19 protein-coding genes and 1 pseudogene are annotated in these 25,301 nt (G+C 64.2%); 9 read left to right on the top strand and 11 right to left on the bottom strand.

Features of this window, described 5'->3' with window-relative positions; genetic code table 11:
* Position 1 precedes the first annotated feature (1 nt).
* The gene (locus tag ACZBJS_RS15585; protein WP_463438858.1) at positions 2 to 2,317 is read left to right on the top strand and encodes a xanthine dehydrogenase family protein molybdopterin-binding subunit; all 2,316 of its coding nucleotides are present in this window, start codon (positions 2 to 4) and stop codon (positions 2,315 to 2,317) included.
* 202 nt (positions 2,318 to 2,519) lie between these two features.
* Positions 2,520 to 2,792: a hypothetical protein gene (locus tag ACZBJS_RS15580; protein WP_316396791.1), complete on the top strand. Its 273-nt coding sequence runs from the start codon at positions 2,520 to 2,522 to the stop codon at positions 2,790 to 2,792.
* Positions 2,793 to 2,971: 179 nt separating this feature from the next.
* On the opposite strand, the gene ACZBJS_RS15575 is transcribed toward ACZBJS_RS15580, so the two are convergent.
* From ACZBJS_RS15575 to ACZBJS_RS15565, 3 genes are all read right to left on the bottom strand, one after another.
* Positions 2,972 to 4,702 carry a methanol/ethanol family PQQ-dependent dehydrogenase gene (locus ACZBJS_RS15575; RefSeq protein WP_038387773.1) on the bottom strand — a complete coding sequence of 577 codons (1,731 nt, stop codon included), beginning with the start codon at positions 4,700 to 4,702 and terminating at the stop codon, positions 2,972 to 2,974.
* 67 nt (positions 4,703 to 4,769) lie between these two features.
* Positions 4,770 to 5,417 carry a QcrA and Rieske domain-containing protein gene (locus tag ACZBJS_RS15570; RefSeq protein ID WP_316396790.1) on the bottom strand — a complete coding sequence of 216 codons (648 nt, stop codon included), beginning with the start codon at positions 5,415 to 5,417 and terminating at the stop codon, positions 4,770 to 4,772.
* Positions 5,418 to 5,543: 126 nt separating this feature from the next.
* Entirely contained in the window at positions 5,544 to 5,879 is a 336-nt protein-coding gene (locus ACZBJS_RS15565; protein ID WP_028333161.1) for a hypothetical protein, read from the bottom strand.
* Between the two features lie 21 nt (positions 5,880 to 5,900).
* Between ACZBJS_RS15565 and ACZBJS_RS15560 the strand changes: the two genes are divergently transcribed.
* The 5 genes from ACZBJS_RS15560 to ACZBJS_RS15540 all read left to right on the top strand — a co-directional run bounded on the left by ACZBJS_RS15560 (position 5,901) and on the right by ACZBJS_RS15540 (position 11,336).
* Positions 5,901 to 6,920 (top strand): RluA family pseudouridine synthase, encoded by a 1,020-nt coding sequence (locus ACZBJS_RS15560; protein ID WP_316396789.1) that lies wholly within the window; start codon positions 5,901 to 5,903, stop codon positions 6,918 to 6,920.
* Positions 6,921 to 7,136: 216 nt separating this feature from the next.
* Positions 7,137 to 8,033: an RNA polymerase sigma factor RpoH gene (gene rpoH, locus ACZBJS_RS15555; RefSeq protein WP_024581019.1), complete on the top strand. Its 897-nt coding sequence runs from the start codon at positions 7,137 to 7,139 to the stop codon at positions 8,031 to 8,033.
* 449 nt (positions 8,034 to 8,482) lie between these two features.
* Entirely contained in the window at positions 8,483 to 8,890 is a 408-nt protein-coding gene (locus tag ACZBJS_RS15550) for a hypothetical protein (RefSeq protein WP_057018049.1), read from the top strand.
* 435 nt (positions 8,891 to 9,325) lie between these two features.
* The gene (locus tag ACZBJS_RS15545; protein WP_316395575.1) at positions 9,326 to 10,345 is read left to right on the top strand and encodes an OmpA family protein; all 1,020 of its coding nucleotides are present in this window, start codon (positions 9,326 to 9,328) and stop codon (positions 10,343 to 10,345) included.
* A 178-nt stretch (positions 10,346 to 10,523) separates the two neighbouring features.
* Positions 10,524 to 11,336 carry an aminoglycoside phosphotransferase family protein gene (locus ACZBJS_RS15540; protein WP_076827929.1) on the top strand — a complete coding sequence of 271 codons (813 nt, stop codon included), beginning with the start codon at positions 10,524 to 10,526 and terminating at the stop codon, positions 11,334 to 11,336.
* Positions 11,337 to 12,486: 1,150 nt separating this feature from the next.
* Here the strand turns inward: ACZBJS_RS15540 and ACZBJS_RS15535 are convergent.
* From ACZBJS_RS15535 to ACZBJS_RS15515, 5 genes and pseudogenes are all read right to left on the bottom strand, one after another.
* Positions 12,487 to 13,362, bottom strand: coding sequence for a L,D-transpeptidase (locus tag ACZBJS_RS15535; RefSeq protein WP_057018051.1), 876 nt, complete (start codon positions 13,360 to 13,362; stop codon positions 12,487 to 12,489).
* Between the two features lie 1,026 nt (positions 13,363 to 14,388).
* Positions 14,389 to 15,009 (bottom strand): peptidoglycan recognition protein family protein, encoded by a 621-nt coding sequence (locus tag ACZBJS_RS15530; protein ID WP_057018053.1) that lies wholly within the window; start codon positions 15,007 to 15,009, stop codon positions 14,389 to 14,391.
* Positions 15,010 to 15,043: 34 nt separating this feature from the next.
* Complete coding sequence (locus ACZBJS_RS15525) at positions 15,044 to 16,249, bottom strand: GGDEF domain-containing protein (protein ID WP_057018054.1); 1,206 nt, start codon at positions 16,247 to 16,249, stop codon at positions 15,044 to 15,046.
* Positions 16,250 to 17,039: 790 nt separating this feature from the next.
* A pseudogene (locus tag ACZBJS_RS15520) lies at positions 17,040 to 17,652 on the bottom strand (LysE family translocator).
* Positions 17,653 to 17,766: 114 nt separating this feature from the next.
* Positions 17,767 to 18,171, bottom strand: a complete 405-nt coding sequence (locus ACZBJS_RS15515; protein ID WP_057018055.1) for a response regulator — start codon at positions 18,169 to 18,171, stop codon at positions 17,767 to 17,769.
* Positions 18,172 to 18,329: 158 nt separating this feature from the next.
* Between ACZBJS_RS15515 and ACZBJS_RS15510 the strand changes: the two genes are divergently transcribed.
* On the top strand, positions 18,330 to 19,199 hold the full coding sequence (locus tag ACZBJS_RS15510) for an SDR family NAD(P)-dependent oxidoreductase (RefSeq protein WP_057018056.1): 870 nt from the start codon (positions 18,330 to 18,332) through the stop codon (positions 19,197 to 19,199).
* Between the two features lie 226 nt (positions 19,200 to 19,425).
* Here the strand turns inward: ACZBJS_RS15510 and ACZBJS_RS15505 are convergent, their stop codons facing one another.
* The 3 genes from ACZBJS_RS15505 to ACZBJS_RS15495 form a co-directional block, all read right to left on the bottom strand.
* On the bottom strand, positions 19,426 to 20,274 hold the full coding sequence (locus ACZBJS_RS15505) for an FRG domain-containing protein (protein ID WP_316395574.1): 849 nt from the start codon (positions 20,272 to 20,274) through the stop codon (positions 19,426 to 19,428).
* 256 nt (positions 20,275 to 20,530) lie between these two features.
* Positions 20,531 to 21,337 (bottom strand): lytic murein transglycosylase, encoded by an 807-nt coding sequence (locus ACZBJS_RS15500; RefSeq protein WP_076827939.1) that lies wholly within the window; start codon positions 21,335 to 21,337, stop codon positions 20,531 to 20,533.
* Positions 21,338 to 21,505: 168 nt separating this feature from the next.
* Complete coding sequence (locus ACZBJS_RS15495) at positions 21,506 to 22,111, bottom strand: ester cyclase (protein WP_156436298.1); 606 nt, start codon at positions 22,109 to 22,111, stop codon at positions 21,506 to 21,508.
* 328 nt (positions 22,112 to 22,439) lie between these two features.
* Here ACZBJS_RS15495 and ACZBJS_RS15490 point away from each other — a divergent pair, with 328 nt between their 5' ends.
* Positions 22,440 to 25,256 (top strand): CHAT domain-containing protein, encoded by a 2,817-nt coding sequence (locus ACZBJS_RS15490; protein WP_316395573.1) that lies wholly within the window; start codon positions 22,440 to 22,442, stop codon positions 25,254 to 25,256.
* Positions 25,257 to 25,301 lie beyond the last annotated feature (45 nt).

The following is a 25,301-nucleotide window of genomic DNA, read 5'->3' as shown; positions in this document are numbered from 1 at the left end:
CATGAATATCCGCACCAATCCCAGTAAGCTTCGCGGCTTCGAGAAGCACGTGAAGGTCGAGAACGTTTCGCGCCGCAGCATCCTCAAGGGGCTCGGCATCGCCGGCTCTTTCGTGCTCGCCGCGCCCGTGATGACGCGCCAGGCGTTCGCCTATGAAACCGGCGCCGGCAAGATGCCGCACGGCGTCGTGGTCGACCCGCGCGTGTTCGTCGCGATCGCCCCCGACGGCATCGTCACCATCCTGGCGCACCGCTCCGAGATGGGCACCGGCGTGCGCACCAGCCTGCCCTTGATCGTCGCCGAGGAAATGGAGGCCGACTGGTCGCGCGTCCATGTCCAACAGGCGCATGGCGACGAGGTCAAGTTCGGCAACCAGGACACCGACGGCTCGCGCAGCACGCGGCACTATCTGATCCCGATGCGCCAGATCGGCGCCTCGGCGCGCTCGATGCTGGAAGCCGCCGCCGCCAAGAAATGGGGCGTGCCGGTCACCGAGGTGAAGGCGCAGAACCACGAGGTGGTGCACAGCGCGAGCGGCCGCAAGGCAGGCTTCGGCGAACTCGCGGCCGACGCCGCAAAGGAGTCGGTGCCGAGCGTCGAGGGCCTCAAGCTGAAGGACCCCAAGGACTTCCGCTATCTCGGCAAGGGCCAGGTCTCGATCGTCGACCTGCACGACATCACCACCGGCAAGGCGCATTACGGCGCCGATGTCCGGCTGCCCGGCCTGAAATACGCCGTCATCGCGCGTCCGCCGGTCACCGGCGGCAAGCTCAAGTCGTTCGACGACAGCGCGGCCAAGAAGGTGCCGGGCGTCGAGAAGGTGATGGAGGTCAAGGGCTGGCCCTGGCCGTCCAAGTTCCAGCCGCTCGGCGGCGTGGCCGTGATCGCGCGCAACACGGGCGCCGCGATCAAGGGCCGCGACGCGCTGAAGATCGTCTGGGACGACGGCGCCAACGCCAAATACGACTCCATCACCTATCGTGCCTCGCTCGAGGAAGCCGCGCGCAAGCCCGGCCTCGTGGTGCGCAAGGAAGGCGATGTCGATGCGGCGCTGAAGGGCGCCGACAAGGTGATCACGGGCGAGTACTATTTGCCGCATCTCGCCCATGTCAGCATGGAGCCGCCGGTCGCGGTGGCCGACGTCAAGGGTGACAAGGCCACGATCTGGGCGCCGGTGCAGAGCCCCGGCGGCACCCGCGAGGACGTCGCCAAGACGCTCGGCATTCCCGAGGACAATGTCACCGTCAACGTGACGCTGCTCGGCGGCGGCTTCGGCCGCAAGTCGAAATGCGACTTCGCGCTCGAGGCGGCATTGCTGTCGAAGGAGCTCGGCGCGCCGGTCAAGGTGCAGTGGACCCGTGAGGACGACGTGCATCACGACTTCCTGCACACCGTCTCGGTGGAACGGATCGAGGCCGGTCTCGACAAGAGCGGCAAGGTGATTGCGTGGCGGCACCGCAGCGTGGCGCCAACGATCGCCTCGACCTTCGCCGCCGGCGCCAATCACGAGGCGCCGTTCGAGCTCGGCATGGGCCTGATCGACAACCCGTTCGAGATCGCCAACCTGCAGTGCGAGAATCCGGAAGCGGCCGCGTTCACGCGGATCGGCTGGTTCCGCTCGGTCTCCAACATCCCGCGCGCCTTCGCGGTGCAATCCATGGTCGGGGAAATCGCGCATGCGACGGGCCGCGACCAGAAGGAGATGCTGCTGGAGCTGATCGGAAGCCCGCGGATCGTCAACCTGTCCTCGGTGAAGGATCCCTGGAACTACGGCGAGCCCTATGACAGCTACCCGATCGACACCGCGCGCTTGCGCAAGGTGGTCGAGCTGGTCGCCGAGAAGGGCGAGTGGGGCCGAAAGGTGCCGAAGGGCCACGGCCTCGGCATCGCGGTGCACCGCTCCTTCGTCAGCTACATCGCGACCATCGTCGAGGTGGCGATCGACGACAAGGGCAAGTTCTCGGTGCCGCGGGTCGACACCGCGATCGATTGCGGCACCTATGTCAATCCGGAACGGATCCACTCGCAGATCGAGGGTGCCGCGATCATGGGGCTGAGTCTGGCCAAATACGGCGAGATCAGCTTCAAGGACGGCAAGGTGCAGCAGGGCAATTTCGACGACTTCCCGGTGATCCGGATGGACGAGTCGCCTGTGATCACCAACGTCTACATCGTGCCGCCCGGCGCGGACACCCCGCCGAGCGGCGTCGGCGAGCCCGGCGTGCCGCCGTTTGCGCCGGCGTTGATCAACGCGATCTTTGCCGCGACCGGAAAGCGCATCCGCGCCCTTCCGATCGGCAAGCAGCTGGAAACGTGAGAGGAACGTGAATCTATCAACTGCGTCATTGCGAGGAGCGACAGCGACGAAGCAATCCATCCTTCCATTTTGCCGAGCTATGGATTGCTTCGCTTCGCTCGCAATGACCTAGACAGAGTCGTGCTCATCTTATCCTTCAGGATGGAACGACGGACGAGATAGGCAGTTCTCATCGATCGCGCTTTATAGAGGAAGCAGATCGATGAGAACCCCGCCTCAGACGTTCGGGACGCTCGCGGCAGCCTTGTCCGCGGGCGTCTTTCTTTTTGCGACGCAGGCTGCGCTCGCACAGACGGACTCGCCGCCGAAAGCGACCGCGACGCGCCCGGCCAAGGTGCTGCCCGACCAGAACTCGGTTCCGAGCAGCGGCCCGCCAGCGACCACCGGCCAGACCACTGGCGAGGCCAGCCGCGATCCCACGATCAAGCAGATGAACGACGACGAGAAGCGGAAGGTCGATACCAAGGGCAAATAAAGCAAGCGCGGACCGGGAAGCGGCGGTCTCCCCATCCGCCGCTTCCCGATCGCATCGCCCCCTATAGGTGAGAAGCGTTTTCGAACGGAACGAACACCGTTTCGCTTGGAGAAAACGCGTCATAACAAGCCGGCGCTTCGGTCCTGATTCAATCAGGACCGAAGCTCGGATCACGTGGCTTACTTCTTGTCGAGCGCGAACACCCAGATCACGCCGCCTTGCGGGACGTTGTTCTCGAAGCCCTTGACCTTGCCGGCCAGAGCATCCTGGATGCGTTGCGCGTCGACGCCCCAACCTGACTGGACCGCGATGTATTGCGTTCCGTCGACCTCATAGGACATCGGCATCGCCATGATGCCGGAGTTGGTCTTCTGCTCCCACAACAGCTCGCCGGTCTTGGCGTTGAAGATTCGGAACATCCGGTCGTTGGTGCCGCCGGCGAGAACCAGATCGCCCGCGGTCGCCGTCACCGAGCCGAACAGCTGCGAGGTCTTGAAGTCGTGCTGCCAGACCTTCTTGCCGGTGGCCGGATCCCACGCCTGCAACTCGCCGAAATGATCGGCGTTCGGTGCCGGCGTCAGTCCGATGTCCTCCGGCTTGGTGCCGAGCCAGAGCTGGCCGGGTACCAGCGGCTGCTTCTCGCCCGTGAAGCCGCCGCAGAAGTTCTCGTTGGCGGGAACGTAGACGAGCTTGGTGCTCTGGCTGTACGCCGCCGACGGCCAATCCTTGCCGCCCCACAGCGACGGGCAGAACTCGACCCGCTTGCCGATCACCGGCTTGTGCTCGGGATCGACGATCGGCCGACCGGTCTCGGCCTCGATGCCCTTCCAGACATTGGTCTTCACGAACGGCCAGCCGGACACGTAGTTGATCTTGTCGGGCTTGTTCTCGAGCACCCAGAAGATCGCGTCGCGTCCCGGGTGGATCAAGCTCTTAAACGAACGTCCGTCACGCTGCAGGTCGACCAGCATCGGCGCATCGACCTCGTCCCAGTCCCAGGAATCGTTCTGGTGATACTGGAAGTGCTTCTTGATCTTGCCGGTCTCGGGATCGAGACCGATCACCGAGCTGGTGTAGAGGTTGTCGCCGGCGTGAGCCGAGCCCGGCCACGGCGCAGCGTTGCCGACGCCCCAGAGGATCGTCTTGTTGTCCTTGTCGTAGGTGCCGGTCATCCAGGCCGATCCACCGCCCGACTTCCAGTCGTCGCCACTCCAGGTCTCGTGCCCGGGCTCGCCTTCGCCGGGGATGGTGAAGGTGCGCCAGAGCTCCTTGCCGCTCTCGGCATCGTAGGCGACGACATAGCCGCGCACGCCGAACTCGCCGCCGGAGCCGCCGACGATCACCTTGCCGTCGACCACCAGCGGCATCAGCGTCAGATACTGACCCTTCTTGTAGTCCTGGACCTTGGTGTCCCAGACCACCTTGCCGGTCTTGGCATCGAGCGCGACGACATGGTCGTCGGTGGTGGCGAAGTAGACCTTGTCCTGCCACAGGCCGACGCCACGGCTGGTCGGGTGCAGCTGGAACAGATCGTCGGGAAGCTGCCGCTTGTAGCGCCAGTACTCCTCGCCGGTCTTGGCGTTGAGCGCGATCACCTGCCCCATCGGGGTCGCGGCAAACATCACGCCGTTGTTGACGATCGGCGGCGCCTCATGGCCCTCGATGACGCCGGTCGAGAAGGTCCAGACCGGCTTGAGGTCCTTGACGTTGGAGGTGTTGATCTGGTTGAGCGGACTATACCCCTGTCCGTCATAGGTCCGGCGATACAGCATCCAGTTGCCGGGTTCGGGATTTTCGAGACGCGCCGAGGTCACCGAACTGTAGTTTTCGATCGGCCCCGCGACGGCATAGGTCGAAATGAGGCACGTGAATGCGACACAACTCGACAGTAACCACTGCTTGCTTGTCATGAGATGCTACCTCCCTGCTCTGTTTTGATTTTTTCAGTTTAGGTCATGCAGAAATCCCGATGTGGCCTCATCCTCCCTGCTGAGCACCCACCTTTCCGACGAATGGCGCTGCGACCGTGATCGCGCCGTCGGCAACCGTCAGCGGCAATGCCGCGAGGCGACGTGGCGCCGGCCCGAACACGACCTGCGCATTCTGCCGCGGATCGTATTCGGAGTTGTGACAGAGGCATTTCAGGACGTTCTTGTCGCCCTGCTCTTCCTTCAACCAGGCAGTGATCGGACATCCGGCATGCGTGCAGATGACCGAGTAGCAGACGATGCCGTCAGGGGCGCGGGCGCGCGTGGCATCGTCGAGTTCGGCGGGATCGAGCTTGACGAGCACGACCTCGTTCAGCCGCGAGCCCTTGCGGATGACGGAGGTCTTCGGATCCTGCGGCCAGGCGCGAATGGGCGGGCCGCCCAGGGTCAGATCGTCCGACTTGATGACCTGGCCGGCCTTGTCGCCTTCGGCGCGCACGAGCCGATCGGCTTTTTGCGGCCGCTCGCTGGCACCGGGCAGTTCTTCATCATCGGCGGCGGCGGGCTCGATCGCGGCGAGACAGGCGCAGCCTGCGAGCGCGGTCAACACCCCGCGGCGCGTCGGGTCGGCGCACGACCCTGCCGCATCGGATTCACCGGACTGTTCGATCGAAGCGCTGGAGTTGGCTTGCGACATGGCGCAAGCTGAACGTGCAACTCGGCCGAAAAGATGGCGACACACCTTCTCGATGCGAGAACGCATGCGCAAAAAATACGCTGCAGCTTTCGGTTGATCGACGGCGCGGCTTCGCGACTGCTGCGATCAGGGTTCGTTGACGAAGCTCAGCCTGCCGACAGGTTTCAGCGTCTTTGCATCAAATGTGCGAATCTCTGTTGCACCGCCCACGTCAAGCGTGAGGACCAATCGTTCGCCGGCGACACCGGTGGCGACGATGCGCGCGCCTTTCGGCAGCGCAGCAGTGACGTCGGAAACGGAAACGGGGCTTCCCTCGCTGCGATAAAGGCGGTAGCCGATGGCAATCAATACGACGGCCACGGCCAGTGCCGAGGTCAGGCCCGCGATCAGCATCATGCGCCGCACCCGCGCGATCAGCGCGGCCTGGTCGGGGGTCGGTTCGGTCACAGCGGTGTCGGTCATCACAAGGCTCTATCTTTGCAAGTGTCTTCGCAACAAGTCTCTTCGAATGGCGGTCGGAAGCTGGAGGTCGTCGTCGCCGGCGACGAGGGCTCGGCCCGGCTCGACCGCGTGCTCGCGCAGCGCAGTCCCGAGCTGTCCCGGTCCCGGCTGAAGGCGCTGATCCTCGCCGGTTCCGTGACCGTCAAGGACGCCGTCGTCCGCGACCCCGCTTATCATGTCGCCAAAGGCGATACGATCATAATCGACGTGCCGGAGGCGGCGCCCGCCGAGCCGCAGGGCGAGGACATCGCGCTCGATATCGTGTTCGAGGACGACGACATCATCGTCATCGACAAGCCGAGGGGCCTCGTCGTGCATCCCGCCGCCGGCCACGCCAGCGGAACGCTGGTCAACGCGCTGATCGCGCATTGCGGCTCGAGCCTGTCCGGCATCGGCGGGGTCAAGCGGCCGGGCATCGTGCACCGCCTCGACAAGGACACCACGGGGCTGATGGTGGTCGCCAAAAACGACCACGCCCACCAGTCGCTGACCGCGCAGTTCGCCGACCATGGCCGCACCGGGCCGATGGAGCGCGGCTACATGGCGTTCGTCTGGGGCGTGCCGAACCGGCCCCGCGGCACCATCGACGCGCCGATCGACCGCCACCCGCATGCCCGCGAGAAGATGGCGGTGCGCCAGGGCGGCCGCGAGGCGATCACCCATTTCGAGGTGCTATCGAGCTTTGCCGGCCGCGACGGCAAGCCGGTCGCCTCGCTGCTGGCGTGCCGGCTCGAGACCGGACGCACCCATCAGATCCGCGTGCACCTCGCCCATCTCGGCCATCCGCTGCTCGGCGACAGCGTTTACGGCGCCCACTTCAAGACCAAGGCCGGGCAGCTCGGCGCGGAAGGTAAGGACACACTCACTGCGCTGGGCCGGCAGGCCCTGCACGCCTATCTGCTGGCATTGGAGCACCCCCGGACCGGAGAACTTTTGCACTGGGAGGCGCCTTTGCCGGAGGATTTACTTCTTCTGCAACGGGCGCTGGAAGCGGCGGTATGACGCACCTCTCCCGGAAAAGCCGCGTTATGACAACAGGTTATACCTGCCACACGGGGACGTGACGTCAGCAATCCTTCCCTATCACGGACAGTTTGGTGTATGTTGCACCTGCGCTGAATATCCAGCGCGGAACATCGCAGCATGGCCGGCTTTAACCCAGCGGCCACCTGCCGGGCCCGCCGCTATCGGGGGCCTGAACCACTGGAGGGCGCTCAAATGGCCCGTACAGCTACGTTGCCGGTCCTCAATGGAGAATCCGGCCTCTCTCGATACCTCGCCGAGATCCGCAAGTTCCCGATGCTGGAACCCCAGCAGGAGTACATGCTCGCCAAGCGTTGGCGCGAGCATGACGATCGCGACGCGGCGCATAAGCTCGTCACCAGCCATCTCAGGCTCGTGGCCAAGATCGCCATGGGCTATCGCGGCTACGGCTTGCCGATTTCCGAGGTCGTCTCGGAAGGCAATGTCGGCCTGATGCAGGCGGTGAAGCGATTCGAGCCCGAGAAGGGCTTCCGTCTCGCCACTTACGCCATGTGGTGGATCAAGGCGTCAATACAAGAGTACATTCTGCGTTCCTGGTCGCTCGTGAAGATGGGCACCACCGCGAACCAGAAGAAGCTCTTCTTCAACCTGCGCAAGGCGAAGAGCAAGATCTCCGCCCTGGAAGAGGGTGATCTCCACCCCGACCAGGTCAAGCTGATTGCCAAGCGCCTCGGCGTGACCGATCAGGACGTGATCGACATGAACCGCCGCCTCGGCGGTGACGCGTCGCTCAACGCCCCGATCCGCGACGACGGCGAAGCCGGCGAATGGCAGGACTGGCTGGTCGACAACTCGCCCAACGCCGAAGCCCTGATGGCCGAGAGCGAGGAGTTCGATCATCGCCGCCAGGCCCTGAACGGTGCGATCGGCGTGCTCAACCCGCGCGAACGCCGCATCTTCGAGGCGCGGCGTCTGGCGGACGAGCCGATGACGCTGGAAGACCTCGCCGCCGAGTTCGGCGTGTCGCGCGAGCGCGTGCGGCAGATCGAGGTCCGCGCGTTCGAGAAGGTGCAGTCGGCCGTGAAGGGCACGATTGCCCGGCAGGAAGCCGCGCTCGAAGCCGCGCACTGATCGCGCAGCAGCGAGCCAACAGACACGAAAGCCGGCGGCAACGCCGGCTTTTTTGTTGTTTGCAAAGTGGTGCTCGGCACGCACCTCGATCCGGGGCGTGTAGCCATCAATCCGCCTGCCGACGAATGTCCGCATCAGCCTCGGGTGCGCACTCGCGAGGCGCACTCGGTCATGCCGGCTAAGGGGCCAGTTTCGGACCTTCCCGACAGGCTGCAGTGTCTTCGTGCAACGCCACCTGTTCCCCGGATGCGTCAGGTGACGTAGAATGTCGTGGCCCTTGAAGCGGGACGTGCCGAAATCACCGTCCGGGCAAACGAGCAGCACAGGTGCTATCGGCAGGCACACGCTCTCCTAGAGGCCGTTCTTTTTTCGGTTTCACACCACCGTTCACCACGAACTTTGCGCGCTGCATTTGCGGCCGCTCGTTCGGTAACGTCGGGAGAAAAGCGATGAGGAAGGTCGATCGAAGGTCCGCACTGGGAATCGCGTTGGCAGCGGTTTCGACTGCCATGATCAAGCCCGCCAAGGCTCAAGCCACGGGCTACAAGGATGCGGCACCTTGGCCAGGTGTCGTGGTGCGTGAATATGAAGGCGAGACACCATCCCTGATCCCAGGATTTAAGACGGTCTCAATGCGCGATGTCATTATGCAGCCGGGATCGAAGACCATGGGCCCCCCGATGATGAATGCCATGATCTGCCATATCACCGAAGGGGAGCTTCGGCTTGAGCAGGACGGAAAGACCTTTACGGGCAAGAAGAATTTTGTCTGGACCTGTAACAAGGAAACAAAAGAGCAGGCGTACAATGATGGGAATGTGGTCGCGATCATGCGGATCACGGACCTGAAGGCCTGAGGCTCTTTTTCTTCGCAAGAGATAGCAAGCGATAGATTGCAGGAGCGGATGGCGCACGCGACGACGCGCCATCCGCGTGCAGGACCGCTTCGGGTCAGAAGGCGATATCCCTGAACTCGGATCGGGTTTCCGCTTCGTCCCCGAAAGCAGGCGTCCCGGATTTTAGTGGAGTACACGGCCCTAATCGCCCACTGCCGCGCTTCGCCGCGACATCGCAATGAAACCCGAGCCGCGCACGCTCATTCCGCCGAAAAACCACGGAGTGTCCTATGGCTTCGCCTTCACCGACTTCGACGGCACCTTCAAGTAGCCGCCGGGAATCCGAGGGCGACGATGAACCGGCATAAACTCCAAAGCGACCCATTGATACGCGGATATTTCAATCCGGGTCCTACCCGATTCCGCAGTCGGTCTCTCCGTTGGGAGATAGTCAACATGGCATCACCTGGAAAAATCCAGGAGTACGGATCGCAGGCACCGGATACGATTGCGGCGAAGTTGTTCAACTTCGAAGTCGGCAAGTTCGCCATAAAGCCGGAACATTCCAATTGGCTGATCAGTGTCGTCGCTCCAAAATTGAGGAGCGGAGGAAGCCTTACAATCATAGGACTTGCGAGTCGTACCGGCAGCGACGATTTCAACTTGGAATTGTCGCAGAATAGGCTGCGGGCCGTAATTGATCTGCTTCGCAAGCAAGTGCCCAACAATTTCAAAGTTGCGCTCGAGGTGGCGAAAGGGGAACGCGCGGCCAAGTATGCAGGTGAAATGGATGGGGTGGAAAACGAAGCCTGGCGTGGTGTGATCATCTCGGTTTGGAATAAGCCAAATCCACCGCCGCCGCCGCCACCACCGCCGCCTCAACCGAAACCTCAATTTTATCCGGAGGAACGCAAGTTCTTCAAACGTTGGCTTGGCTTCGGCGTCAAGTCTGGCGGACAGTTGTTGATCGGCGGCATCGAGAGCACGACCGCGTACGTCGTGAACCTGGGAGATTTGGAGACCTTTGATCTCCAGATTATTAGCAGCCGGTGGGGACTGGGTCTTGGAGGCAGCGGAGGGGCGGTTGCTGTTATCGGCTTTGGTTTCAGCGTTCCATATGAGTTGCACCGTGAACCCCTGAATGACTGGGGCGTCAATGTCGCATTTACCGAAAAGCTGATCTCGAAATCGGCACTACAATCGATCCATAACAGCAAGTACTTCATCGATGGCTTGAAAAACGGCAGGTACGTGGCACCCGCGCTGAATACGCGTAACACCTTTACGGCTATTGGCTTACTTCAAAACGTGAGAAATGCACTCCACACGCTGTACGGAGGATTCGAGGCAGCCAAGGGCTCGGGCGTCATTGTGCTCGACTTGCCGTTTTTAGGTGTGGGACTTGAATTGTCCGCTTTCTTGACGCGAGGAACCATGTACGTCTCGAATCCTTCCCATTGGATTGAACCGAGCTGAAGGCTCGGACGAGACTCGCCAAAGCCTTGCCGCTACCGAGGGACTTCCGGTTCACCTCGAAGACCCGGCGTTCTCGATGGTCACGCAGGCCGTCAGCGATGGTGTCCGGCGGCCCCGCGACGGGAGGGGTTCCTTTTTGCTCGCCGCCGGTGTTTGCTCTGCACGGCGGAGAACGGGCATGCGAGGATCGCTGGGGGAAAAGATCGGTGAAGGCGCCTACTCCGAAGCCTACGCCTGGGCGCCGGGGCGAGTCGTCAAACTGTTCAAGCCCGGCTTGCCGCGGCGGATGCCCTGGTTCGAGGTGCACATGATCCGCGCCGTCCACGCCGCCGGCGCTCCGGTGCCGGAGGTGTTCGGAGAGGTGACCCTGGACGGGCGCTTCGGCATCGTGCTGCAGCGCCTCGACGGACCGACCCTGCTACAGCTAACCCGAACCGGCGCGGTGACGTTCGAACAGGCCGGCGCGATCGTCGCGGCTCTCGCCATGTCCATTCACAAGACGCCCCTGCCGCCGGAGGTCCTCTCCATGCGCGAGTATATGGAGGCTCAGTTGGAGCACGACGACGGCAAGCTGCCGAAGCACATCGCCACTGAAATCCTCGCGCTGATCGATCGCTTGCCGCCGGGCGACGGGCTCTGCCATACCGACCTGAGCCCCGGTAACGTGATCATGACAGCGGAAGGCCCAAAGCTGGTCGACTGGGTCAGCGCGATGCGCGGGCCCGCCGTCCTCGAGCTTGGGTTCTTGCGCGTGATCCTGTCCGAGCTCGGGCCGGAAGTCGCCGACAATCCGGAGCGGCCGCGCGCGACCAATGCGGCGGCGCAATCCGAATATGCCCGGCTCAACGGCATGTCTCTCGCGGATCTAACGGCGGCAATGGAGCCGTATTTGCCCATCGTCCGCACCTTCGCCGTTCTCGGCAACGCGGTGCCTTCGCTGCGGGAGCGGCTGATCCAGCGCATCGAAGCGACTCTGCGCTCGGAAGACTGAATGGTGACCTCTCCCCACGCTTCACAGCGCTCCGTCGCAATTCATCGAACTGGGTTAATTGCCTGGCGTTTTCGAACCTTGCTTGGGCCTCTGAGAGGGCACTGTCGATGGCGAGTCCCAGTCAATCATTTTCAAGCAAATGAGGAGTTCGACATAGCTTTGTACTTGCCCTGACCCTGCCATGAGTTCGCAACTTTCTCGCGGTCCCGCCGGGACAGTTAGCCAGATCGAGTTTAGCTGCTGCCGCGCAACCGCCTCGTCACTCACGCACTTGCTCGCGTCCTGGGGAAGTCCCGACGCTTTATCGTCAACGGAAACGTCCGCGCAAAGCGACTTGATGTCGAAGTTGGGAACACTGTCTGAAATTTGTACGGGCGGCTGACCAACGAGCGATAATGCCAAGAGCGCTGCCCTCATGAAATCTCCCTCCCCGTCCGGTGCGCCCAGCTGGAAGGCGGATTGAGCTGGGACTGACGCGGCTTCGGAGGCTGTAGCGGCCGCCCTCCGCCCACGACGTTACATTGCGCCTTTTTCCCAATTTCTATCCACTACGAACCGCAATGCTGCGGCGCGCTACTACTTTTGCGCATGCGATTTGCCTGCCCGTCTGTTGGTTAGGACCAGTTCCGAATGGCAATTGCCGCGGGCATTTGCCGATTTACGATGTGCTCAGTGAGACGTGATCGCTAACGCGAAAGGGCGCCTGTGACCGCGGTCCCTGCATGCTGGTGCTCTTGGCCATCGCGATGGTGTGGGGGTTGTAGCGCTGATCATCCGAGCAGAAGAGCGCCCCCGCCGACGACGAAGAAAACGATCGCTAGACCTATCAGGCCGTACTCGACGCCATCCATCCCGATCGACCATCGAACGAGGAACCAAGCAAGCCCCAGCTCAGGGGGTGAGCTGGGGCTGCCGGGGCTGGAAGGCTGTAGCGGCACAGCCTCTACTCACGACGCTACGACTTTCCCGGATTTGATCCACAAGAAACCGCTGTTGCTGCAGCGCGCTACTACCAATGCCCCACGCACGCGATCATACGGTCTCATACAGCGCACCGACGCCTGGCATGCCGCAGGTTACGGTGCGGCCACCCAGCCCATTTTGAACGGGGCTGCTTCTCAAGTTGTAGATCTGGGACAGAAGAATTGAGTTACTGGGCGTCGGCCATCTTCGATCGAGAAGCCTGCGGTTGCGCGTTGACTGCCGAGGGCCGGCTCGACGGCGACGCCGGTTCCTGCGATGAGACGGCGGCGTCGGGCGGCGCGCCCGGGGATGGTCGATGGGCAGCTGGTGCCGGAAGCACGATCACTTTCGCGCCGACTTTCACCCGATCATAGAGGTCCGTGACGTCGTCATTGGTGAGCCGGATGCAGCCGGACGAAACCCGCTTCCCGATCGTATCGGGCTTGTTGGTGCCGTGGATTCTGTATTCGGTATCGCCCAGATACATCGCCCGGGCACCGAGCGGATTGCCGGGGCCGCCCGCCATGAACCGCGGCAGATAAGGCTGGCGCGAAATCATCTCTGCCGGCGGACGCCAATCCGGCCACTCTGTCTTGCGGGCCACGACCTGTTCACCGGACCATGTGAAACCTTCGCGGCCGACACCAATGCCGTAGCGCATCGCCTGCCCGCCGTTCAGAACGAGATAAAGGAATGTGTTGCCGGTATCGATGACGACGGTGCCCGGCGGCTGGTGACTGACGTAGTCAACCACCTGTCGAGCGAATTTTCCGGGAGCGTCAGCGGCTTTTGGTGTTTCGATCCGGGGCGCGGGGACCGGGATCGGAACCGGAGCTGGCGCTGGCGCCTGAACCGCCGCCCCTACGTGAATGGGAGTCGACGGCGTTGGACTAGATGGTGCCGGCACCTGGTGCGCAGCTTGCTTCCGTATCGGTTGAACGCCCGCCGGCCGCCACAGCAAGCCGTACCCCAATGCGGCAGCGGCCACGACGCCAATTACAACTCTTCCGGCCACTGGTAGCGCGAGCGTCTCGGTCTTTCCACGTTTGGCCCGCTTACCCATACTTCTCCCCTGATCGCAATGCCCGGAAGGGGTACCCGGCAAATTTTAACAAGCTTCGAAGCAATGTCGCCCGGGCTGGAAATCGCCAAGCGTCGTTAACGCCAGCCCCTGTGCTGCAACACCCATCGTCCACATTCGATCGCCGGTTCGGGCAAAGCAAGGGCCGCCCAAAAGGCGGCCCTCGCGCAAAGATGCAACATCACTTCAACGTATAGGTACCAGTCTGGTGATTGCAGTCTTGAAAGGTTCCCTCTTTGATGACCGGGAAAGGCCCTAAGGGTTGTATCGTTGCGGTCATGACCATGCCGTCGTACTTCCCAGTCCCCGCGACTGTCTCTCTGGTTACCTTTCCTTCTGACGTCGAGAAGTACGAAAGTCGCTTATCACCGTCTCGGTCAATGGACTCGCAGACCGTGGTGCCAGTAATCTTCCCACCAAGAGATGCACTAACCCCTACGCACCGGAATGTATCTTTGTCGAAAAGCCCACCCGGAGGATTGCTTCGGATAGAGCCGGTATGCTCATAGCTTCGCGCGATGTGGGTCTTGGAAAATGAGATAGTGTTGCTCGTGCCCGACCAGCACGCCGTGTAATCGAAGTTGCCTTCTTTTGGGAGCTCGGCGGCGAAAGCAGACGGTGCCAACGCAAAGACGATCAACGCTAAGGGATACCTGCATGCGCTTTCCATAGTACCCTCCGTATGGATTGGCAGAACGAACGATGCCAACGCGAACGTGAGGGGACGCATTGATCCAGATCAATGGATGAAGACGAGGAAATGTCCGCGATGGGTCAAGGCTGCCCTGGCCAGTCCGTAGGATAGGTGGAGCGCAGCGATACCCATCATCCCACCGCGCAGCACAAGCTTGATGGGTATCGCTTCGCTCCACCCATCCTACGAAGCGGACAAAACAGGCGCTCTTGGCTATGTCGGCTAGGGGCTCAGAAGGCGATATCGCCGAGGTCGGGTCGGGTTGCCGCTTCGTCACCAAACGCTAGCGTCCCGGATCTTGATGAGTACCTGCCCTACTCGCCCCACTGCCGCGCCATGGTGGCGAGCGCGCAGCCCTCGCAGTAGCGGGCATCCTTGAAGTCGATCCAGTTGTGGGCGTAGACGCGCTCCGGCGGGATGCCGTAACGCGCGCGCAGCAGCTTCACCAGCACCCGCCAGGCCGCGACCTGTGCGTCGGTCGGGCCCGTCGTGACGTCGGGATAATTGCCGGAGAACTCGACGCCGATCGACGTATCCTTGTTCACCTGGTGATAGGTCTTGCTGTTGTCGATGTATTTGTTGTCGTTGCGATCGGCGCCGTCTGTGTGGGTCGGAACGAGGCTGTCGGCGACCGCCCAATAGACCGTGCCGTCGGTTTCGACCCAGATCATGACGCCGCGCCGGGTCGGGTTCTTGTGCTGCGCCTCGGCGCCGTATCGCGCCGAGCCCTGCGGCCCCTCGGTCTGGTGCACGATGATATTGCGCCAGGGATGCGATTTGGCGACGTCGCCCCAGGGCGCCAGCCAGACCATCTTCAAGCCGGGAATCTCGGGCGTGCCTTGCGATCGCGCGATGGCCGCGAGATCGGGCGTTTCGGCCGATGCGGCAGCGAACAGGACAAGCACAAGAAGTGCGGTGAGCAGGCGAGGCATCATCACGGAGATCCGGTGTCGTCTCTCGTTAGCACGCTCAGGCGCGCTTGCGCAGGCTCGCCTCGACCGTCTCGGGCGCCGGCTTCGGCTCGTAGGTCGCGTAGCCGTTCTTGCCGCCCTTCTTGGCGTCGTAGAGCGCGTGGTCGGCGGCGGCGACCAGGCGATCGGGATGCAGGCCGATCTCGCGGGTCCATTGCGCGACGCCGATCGAGACCGCGATCGGAATGTCCCTGCCGGTGCACTGCTCGGCATCGGCGCGGCAGACCTCGAGCACGCGGCGCGCGATCATCGCGCCTTCGCGCAGCGTCGAGGACGGCAGCACGATGCAGAACTCGTCGCCGCCGGTGCGGGCCAGCATGTCGCCCGGGCGGAGCCGCGTCTGCGCCATCAGCGTGAAATGCTGCAGGCAGGCGTCGCCGGCGGCGTGGCCATGGGTGTCGTTGATGCCCTTGAAGCCGTCGAGATCGATCACCAGCAGCGCGAACGCCTCGCCGTTGCGGTCGGAGCGCGCGCATTCCTCGGTCAGCCGCTGCAAGAGATGGCGGCGGTTGCCGACGCCGGTAAGATCGTCGAGCAGCGCGAGGTCGGCGACCTCGTTGCGCAGCCGGTCGATCGCCATCAGCAGGAAGCCGAAATTGAGCGCCATCGACAGGAACACCATCAGCAGGATCACCAGCGACTGCCCCGCAGAGAAGCGGACGAAGGAGAACTCGCCGGGCTGCAGCAGCGCGCCGACGGCACGCAGCGCATAGATGCCGATCAGCACGGAGGCGACGATGCCGGCGAGCCGGGCACCGGGGCTGACGCGGCCGTTCTCGGACGACAGCAACAGCTTCAGCGTCAGCGCGAACGGCGTGACCTGGGCAATGGTGTAGACCAGGATGCGCATCGGCATGCTGTCATAGGCGAAGATGAAGGTGCCGAGACCGGCGAAGGCCAGCGCCGTGGTCAGCAGGGCGGCGCGCCAGGTCGCAGGCTTGTCGTAGAACCGCTCGATGCCCATCGCGGCAAGGCCGGCGGCGAACACCATCAAGGTCCCGGCCGCAAGCAGCGGCAGCAGCGAGTCCGTCAGCATCACGCGAAGCATCGCGCAGCTGGCCCCGGCGGAGGCGACGAGGGCCGACGCGGTCCAGAACCGCGCCGCGCCGAAAGCAGGATAGCTGCGCGCGACATAGGCCCAGATCAGCCCGAGCGCGAGAAAATTGATAATGAATACCGTCCAAAGCGTCGGAACGCTCAACATCGCCCCTGTTCGAGAGCCGTATCGGCCTCGCCTCTCCTGAAATGACCGTCTGCCGCTAAAGCGCGATGAGATCAGGCTGAATCATCATCGCGCGTTAGATTCTTGTTTTGGCATGATCTTTTCGGAAAACCGCTTCGCACTTGTCCGGATCATGCCCCCGGGGCGCTTCCTCAAATGACAATCCCCGTTGTCTTACGGAACAGCATGCGGCCGCGCCGCTTAACGGAGCGTCACCCACAACGTGCCAATCCGCGCCGTGGTTTTGAATTGATGAAGATCTGCGCATCCGCCGTTTGCGCATCGTTAAGCATGACGGATGCGCCGACGCCGCGACGCGCGACATGCGCAACGCTTTGCGAAAAAGCTGGCGAAAACGCGTAACAGTTGTGGATAACACGATGACGGCGCCGTGACAGCACGCGGCAGCAGCCTCCGAATCTGCTGAGTTTGATATCGAGGATGTTGCGAGGCTGGCCCTCCGCCAAGCATGCCTCGGAGTCGCGTTCAATCCATGAAACCCTGAGAGGATACTATGGCTAAGAAAGCGAAGAAGGCGAAGAAGGCGAAGGCGAAAAAGGCCACCAAGAAGAAGGCCGCCAAGAAGTAACGAATTCCAGCCCGGGTAGCGGCGCTTGCCCTGCCCGGGCACCCGGACCGGGACAACCGGTCGCAGCGACGTCAACCTCGAATTCACCACCCTACATCGATCGGCCCCGAACTGACGGGCGCAAGGCAGCAGGCGCAACGCCTGCTTTTTTATTGCCTGCGTCCGGGCGTGACGGCCGCGACGTCAGCGCTCCGCCAAGGCGAGCCTGGCGCCGAGCAGGGCAAAGCCCGCGGCAAAGCTTCGCCGCAGCCAGGCCATCACCTTCGGCCGGGTGATGACGCGGTCGCGCACCGAGGCGGCGAACAGCCCGTAGACCGCGAACACCGCAAAGGTCATCGCCATGAAGACACCGCTGAGCTCGACCATCCGCGCCAGCGGGTGCGGCTCGTCGACCGCGATGAACTGCGGCAGGAAGGCCAGGAAGAAGATCGACAGCTTTGGATTGAGGATGTTGATCAGGATCGCGGTCACGATCACCCGCCGGCGCGAGCGCGGCTTGATCTCGGTGTCGACGGCAAGCGCGCCGCGCTCGCGCAGCGCCTGCCAAGCCATGTAGAGCAGATAGACGACGCCGCCCCATTTCAGCGCCGCGAACGCCACGGCGCTGGTGTGCAGGATGGCGGCGAGCCCGAGCATCGCCGCGATCATCTGCGGCACGATCCCGAGCGTGCAGCCGAACGCCGCCGCGACGCTCGCCCGCGCTCCCCGGGGTCAGCGCCACCGCCAGCGTATAGAGCACGCCGGTGCCGGGCGAGGCCACCACGATCAGCGACGTCAGCAGAAAGGACCAGGTCACTTCAAATCCTCGGCGGGCGGGACAGGCGGACGGGACATCGTCCGCCAATATCACGGCGACGGGGACGGCGGAAGCGGCTGCCGGCCTCCGCCCGGCGCCAGCGTCGACACCCCGTTATGACGACCTGCGCCATCCGCGATGCGAAAGCTCCGACGCCTTCATCTCGGCGACCCGGATCACGTCCAGCGGCGCCCAGGGCTTGGCCCAGAACAAGGCGCCTTCGGGCAGGCGCTGCCGCAGCGGCTTGCCCGAGGTGACGATCACGTCGAGATCGGGTCTGTACTTCTTCGCGGCATAAGCGAGCTCGATGCCGGTCATGTTTCCGGCCAATTCGACGTCGGTCATCATCAGCACGACGTTGTCGCCGTTGCCCTGCAGCACCAGCTCGGCGGCCTCGGCGCTCTCGCAGGCGATGACGTCGAACTCGCTCTCCTCCAGCAGCAGCCCGATCATCTCGCGCTGCATCGGGTCGTCCTCAACCACCAGGGCCTTCGCACGGTAGGGCTTTGACTGTCCCATGGGTGGCTCCCTTGGTTTGAATGCTTCGCTTCGAGCGCGTAACATAGATTAAATGCCCAAAATCACTGGATGGTTCAGTTCCAATTTGAGAAAAGCGTGGAAATGCCGTGTTCCTCGCTTGGCAACCACCACCCCCGTTGAGATGGAGCTCACCCGACATGACCGCGATCCCTGGATCCGCCGCTGCCGTGACCGGAGCCGCCAGCGGCATCGGCCGCGCGCTCGCGCATGAACTGGCGCTGCGCGGCTGCGATCTGGCGATCGCCGACCGCGACGAGGCCGGCCTGCAGGCCGCCGCCGCGGAGATCGCGAAAGCGAGCCCGCGCAAGGTCACCGTGCATCGGCTCGATGTCAGCGAGCCGGACCAGATCACGGCGTTCGCGGAGGCCGCCGTTACAGCGCACCCCTCGCTCAACATCGTCGTCAACAATGCCGGCGTCGCGCTGCTCGGCGAGTTCGGCGAGTTCGATCAGGCGCAGATGGAGTGGCTGTTCAACATCAATTTCTGGGGCGTGGTGCACGGCACCCGCGCCTTCCTGCCGCAGCTTTCGCGGCGGCGCGAGGCGCATATCGTCAACATCTCGTCGATCTTCGGCATCATCGCCCCGCCCGGCCAGAGCGCCTATTGCGCGGCCAAGTTCGCGGTGCGCGGCTTCTCGGAAAGCCTGCGCCACGAGCTTGCGGTGGCGAACAGCCCGGTGCGTCTGTCCGTGGTGCATCCGGGCGGCGTTGCCACCAGCATCGCGCGCAACTCGCGCGCCGGCACCGGCGTCACCGACAATGCCCGCCGCGCCGAATCGATCGAGCGCTTCGACGCACTGGCCAGGACCACGCCGACCGCGGCCGCGCAGCGCATCATCGCCGGCATCGAGAAGAACCAGCCGCGCATCCTGATCGGCAAGGACGCATACTTCATGGACCTGCTGCAACGCTTCCGCCCGGCGACCTACTGGAAAACGATGCAACGGATGATGGAGAAGACGGCGGCGCGGCGGATCGCGCGCGATGCCGCGAGTGCGAGCCAGTAGCACGATAGCGCGGAGTAACCCGCGCACCGCCGTCGTCCCGGCGAAAGCCGGACCCATAACCACAGGATTGGGTTGGTGAGGCACGCCGGGGGCCACAGCGTCGTGCAACACGGACATTTGTGGTTATGGGTCCCGGGTCAAGCCCGGGACGACACCGGGGATGTTGCACGGCCCGCGGGTCATACCATGCCTGCGAGTCACGCCTGCGCGTCATCGCGACACGAGATTACCCGCCCAGCTGCTTCTTCACCCGGAGCGCCAGTCGGAATAGCGGATCGCTCCGCTCCGAGGGATAGAGCGCGCTCCTCGCCACCTGCGGAAAATTATCATTCTTCCAGAACGACGCCGGCGCGAACGAGAATTTGGCGACCAGCCGCCGGCCGAAATCCATCTCGTAGGGAAAGTAGTTTTCCTTCTGCTCGGTGCCGGACATCTCCGGATACTCGCCGAGCAGATAGCCCTCCTGGATGTGCGGCCGCACCGCCGACGGCGGGCAGACGCTGGAGAGGCGCACGATCTGCAGGCCGGCCTCGGCGCTCGCGGTGATCGCGCCGCTCAGATTCGGCACGCCGAGCACATAGAGGAAGGCGGTGCCGGTCTCCGCCAGCGAGGCAAAGGAGGCGGCAATCCGAATCGAATGGGTGACGTCGAGCAGCGGCGTGGTGCAGACCTCGTAATGCTGCAGGATCGACCAGCGCAGGATGCGATGCCGCTTCAACCGCTCGAGCCCGAGCAGCTTTTCGCTGGCGTATTCGGCGATCAGGATCCGCTCGGCGCGTTGCAGCGCATCGAACCGCCCGACCAGCGTCGCTTGATCGGGATTGCCGCGGCCGCCGCGAAACAGCGTCGGCTTCAGCGACGAGTTGCGCTTGATGTTCCTGTAGTCGGCGCCCTGGCCGCGAAACAGGAGCACATGATCGCGGTTGAGGAATTGCAGCTCGGCGATCTTGGTGGCGAGCTCAAGATAGGAGCCGACGCGATGGCCCGGCCCCTCCCGCACCGCCGAGTTCTTCGCGACCTGGCATCCGCGGCGGTCGAAGAACGACCGGATTTTTTGGCTGCCGATGGTTTCCATGGAGACACCAGAATTCTCAACCCGTCATTCCCCGATGCGCAATTGCGCATCTGAGGGCAGCCCGCAGGGCTGAGCCCGGAATCCATTTTTCCATGCGTGATGCGGCCCGATGGAAACGATCGTCATTGCGAGGAGCTCGGCGACAAAATTGCGAAGCAATTTTGCGCTGAAGCGACGAAGCAATCCATCGTCTCGCATTTGCCGAAAGATGGATTGCTTCGCTCCGCTCGCAATGACGGATAAGGCCGCCGCGCCTTCACCGCCCCACGAGCTGATCGGCAAAATACCCGATGGTCTTGCGATAGATCACCGCCCTGTTCCACTCGCGCATCGCCTCGAAATTCGCGGTGCCCTCGCCATAGGGCGCGCCCATCTTGAAGCCACTGGTGTGCAGGAGGTTCGCGGTCGAGGCCAGCACGTCCGCGACCGAGTGGCGCAGGTCGACATGGCCGTCGCCGTCGAAATCGACGCCATACTTGATGTAGGACGACGGCAAGAATTGCGTCTGGCCGATCTCGCCGGCATAGGCGCCGATCATGTCGTTGAGACGGAGATCGCCGCGCTGCACGATCTTGAGCGCGGCGAGCAGCTCGCCCTGGAACAGGTCGGTGCGGCGGCAATCATGCGCCAGCGTCGCGAGCACGCGGAACACCGGCAGCTTGCCCATGTCGCCCTTGCCGAAATCGGTCTCGAGCCCCCAGATCGCGACCAGGATCTGGCGCGGCACGCCATACTGCTGCTCGATCTTCGAAAGCAGCGCGGCGTGCCGCTGCAGCATCGCGCGGCCGCCATTGATGCGCCCGGGCCCGACCCGGGTTGCGACATACTGCTCGAAGGTCTTGTTGAAGGTGTAGCGCTGCCGGCGGTCGAAGGCGAGCACCCCGCCATCCTGCTGCACGCCGCCGAGCGCCGCGGAGATCACGTCCTGCTGGATGCCGGCGCTCGCCGCCTCCTGCGAGAACGACTGGACGAAGGTCGGAAAACTGCCGCCGCAGCGCGCGGCGTAGGAGGGGGTGGCAAGCAGCAAGGCGCCGAACACAACCGCCAAACGACACCTGAGCATGCAAAAATCCCCCTGCTTCGATTGGCCGATCATGCCATGGAGCAAACGAGGCAGTCAAAGTGTCGGCACGACGCTCCATCCACCGCTGCCGCAGCTACGCGCCTCAATCCATGTTCGCACGGTGAATGACCACGCGCATCCATCAACCGATCGGCACGTAGCTGAAGCTCAATCCCTGAGCTGGCGCTCCAGGTCCACAAAATCGATCTCCGCCCAGCGCTCGGAAATCCTGCCGTCCTGAATCCGCCAGAACGTCATGCCGCGGAATTCGACGTGGCGGCCGGTTGGCTGAATGCCGCGCCACGGGCTGCGGTGCCGGCCACGCCAGACGAAGCGGCCGGCGACGATGTCGCGCTCGGCCACCAGGCATTCCGCCACCGCCGACAGGTCGGCGAAGGTCTCGTGCATCGCGGCCGAATGCGCGATCACGTCCTCGGCGCTCAGCCGCTTGCCCACCGCATGGTCGAAGAAGTCGGGCGCCAACTGCGCGCGGATCGCCTCGGGATCGTGGCGGTTGGTCACGGCGTCGTAATGCGCGAGCACGAGCGCCTTGTTGGCGTCGATTGTGGCGTGGGACATCGGCGTCGGTTCTCGAAGGAAAGGTTGTAGAAAGAGAGAGATGCGCCTCATACGCGAATCGGACGGGATGGCGCAAGTGACGATGGTCAGAACAAGCTCAACTTTCGGCCGTCGTTCGTTTGCGCGACGATACGAAAGACCGCTGCCGGAAAAGTGCGCTGGCGCGCGAGGCTCCACCGCCAGCCATTCCCTCACCTCTGCCCTCGCCTCTGCGCGAACGGCGGGCCGGCCGGCCGGCGGTAACATCGTCCGTTGGCTTGACTGCCGGTGGCATGCAAGCAGCGGTGCCCGGGCGAGCGACGCACCGCACGGCAGCATTTGAGGATGCGACGCATGAACGCCGAAGCCGCCGGCCGCGACCAAGAAGCACAGGCCGGACAAGCTGCTTCCGCCGGCAGGCGGCCGGTTGCGCTGTCTTGTTCATGCAAAGCCGCGCCGCTAAAGCCAGGCACGCCGGCTGCAACGCCGCCGTCATTTGGGGATGCCATCCGATGACGCGTTTGGGGATGAGGATGTGCTGCCGATGACGATCGCCTTGGGCTTCCCCTTGGGTTTCGCACGCGCGCGCAGGGCTGCCGCATCGATCGGTGTCGTGCTCGCGCTCGGCGCTGTTTTGAGCACAGCGATCGGCACCGCCGCCGCGCAGAACGCCCCCGCCAAGCGCGCGCCGGCGCAAGGCGCCGGCAGCACGCAGACGATCGCCGCGCAAATGAAGAACGCCATCGCGCTGACGCGCGGCGGCAAGTTCGACGCGGGCTATGCACAGCTGCTTGCAGCACTGGATGCCGCCGACAAGCTCGACGACGCCCAATTCGTCATGGAGCAGTATTTCGACGCGACCACGACGCTGCGCGCGGTCAAGCGCGACGATCTCGCCGAAAAACTGTTCGTGCGCGCGTTCCAGAGCAAGGCGGCGGCGCAACGGCCGCCCGGCAATGCCGACGTGCTGCTGATGTACGCGATCCTGCTGTCCGACCACGCCAGGATCGCCGAAGCCGTTCCGCTCTACATGAAGGCGATCGCGGCGTTCAACGCCTATTGGGGCGAAGGCTCCGAGGAATCGCTGATCGCGAGCGACAAGCTCGCGGTCGCGCTGTCCGCCAACGGCTCGGCGGCGTCGGCGACCAATTTGGGCCGGCACAATTTCGAGCGCGCGGAGAAGGCGCTGGGGCCCGACCATCGCACCACCTGGAAGCTCGCCAACAATTATGCCGACATGCTGCGCGAGATCGGCGCGCCGGCGAAGGCGCTCGAGCTCGATCTGTTCGCGATCGAGAAGCGCGCCAGACATTATGGCGAGAACCATCTCAACACGCTGGTGACGGTCAACAACGCCGGCCAGGATTTCCTCAATCTCGGCCGCTTCGACGACGCCCGCCGCTACTTCCGCCGCCACCGAGCGATCGCGGCCGCGATGGCGCCGAAGGATCCGAGCTTTGCCGGACAGGCCGACGGCTGGCTGTTCTACACCGACATGCTCGCCGCCGGCGATGCCGCGATCGCGCCGGCCGATCTGGGGCGGCTGGAGGCGATCGTCGCCAATGAGGCGAATTATGCGGATTTCCTGCGCATCAAATCCGCGGTGCTGGCTGCCGGCCAACGCGAGCAGCGCCGCGAGCGGGACAAGGGGATGCGGCTGCGCGAGACCGCGCTGGCGATCTCGACCCGCGCCTTCACCGCGCAGCATCCGATCAGCTTCGAGATCAAGCTCGGCATCGCGACCGCCCTGATCGCTGATGATCCGAGCCGCGCGGTGCAGGCCTTCGCCGCGCTTGACCGCGAGATGTTCGACTGGATGAAGCGCGAGGTCGGCACATCGGGCGATCGCGCCGTCGCCGAAGCGATCCGCGCCCATGCCGACCATCTCTTGTTCGCGTTCGGCCGCTTCGCCACCGGCGCCGGCTCCGCCGTGGCGCAGCCGGCCTTTGCCGCCGCCGTGCTGCGCTGGAAGACGCTCGGCGGCGCCGACGCCACGGCGCTGCGCCAGCTCGAGCCGGAGGTCGCCGGCAAGGACGAGGAGACCGCGACGCTGCTGCGGACGGCGCTCCGGCTCAACGGCGAGAAACAGGAGCTGTTCTCGTCGGGCAATATCGACGACTGGGCGAGGTCGGTGTGGGGGCGGCAGGACGCCGCCGAGAAGGCGCTGCAGAAGCGGCTCGATGCGATCGGTGCGAAGCGACCGCAAGACCCGATCCGTCCGTCACAGCTGCTCGCGGCGCAGGAAGCCGTCGTCAACTATTTCATCACCCGGCAATGGAAGGCGGATCGCCAGGCGAAAGACCCGTTGGCGGCGACCGTGCTCTACGCCATCGTCGAGACCGCAACGAGCGAGCCGCGCGTGGTCGATCTCGGCGATCCCGGCCGGATGGTCGACACCGGCGCGCGCACCGAGATCGCGCGGCTGCGCGCGACGCGGGCCGCTGCGCCGGATCCCGACACGCACGCGCCCGACGTCAAGGGCCGCTTCCAGAACCTCCGGGCGCGGCTGTTCGCGCCGCTGGAGCCGCTGCTGAAGGACAAGACCACGCTCTATGTCGTGCCGGACGGCTTCCTGTTCGCCGTGCCGTTCGCGCTGCTGCCCGGCAGTGGCGGCGGCCTGCTGGAGGACAAGTTCACGATCCGGATGCTGACCAGCCCCGATGCGCTGATCGCGATCCATGCGCGCGAGACGCTCGATCAGCGGGGCGCGATGCTGCTCGCCGGCGGCATCGAATACGGCGATCCGGGGCCGATGCCGCTGCCCGCGACCCGGACCGAGATCGAGGCGATCGCAAAACTCGCCCGCACCCGCGGCGCGCCGGTCGAGATGCTGACCGGACGCGGCGTCAGCGAAGGCACGCTGCGCGCGGCGATCGGCAAGGCGCGCATCGCGCATCTGGCGACGCACGGCTTCTATCGCGACGGCACGGCGTCGGGCCTCGATACGCTGTGGCAGAGCGGCATCGTGCTGTCCGGCGCCGGCGACAGCCGATTTCCGCTGCGCGACGAGAACGACGGCTATCTCTATGCCTTCGAATTGATGGACTGGGACCTGTCCGGGCTCGACTTGCTGGTGCTGTCGGCCTGCGAGACCGGCCGCGGCGACGAGAGCTTCGTCAGCGGCCTGCGCGGCCTGCCGACCGCGCTCGGCATCGCCGGCGCGCGGCGGGCACTGCTGACGTTGTGGCCGGTCGCCGACCAGGGCACCGCGAATTTCACCGTGCGGTTCTACGAGCACCTCGCGGAGGGCCTGACCTATTCCGATGCGCTGCGCCAGACGAGGCGCGATGCGCGCGACGGCAAGGTCGCGGGCGCGGGCGACGCCAGCGTGTGGGCGGCGTTCGTGCTGTTCGAGGGCTGAGCCGTATATGTCGTTGATGTGACCGGACGGGCACCGCGAGCGCAT

This window comes from Bradyrhizobium sp. KZN70725 (assembly GCF_055264925.1).
The sequence above is the reverse complement of the archived record's forward strand: the minus strand, read 5'-3'. Positions and strand labels throughout refer to the sequence as shown.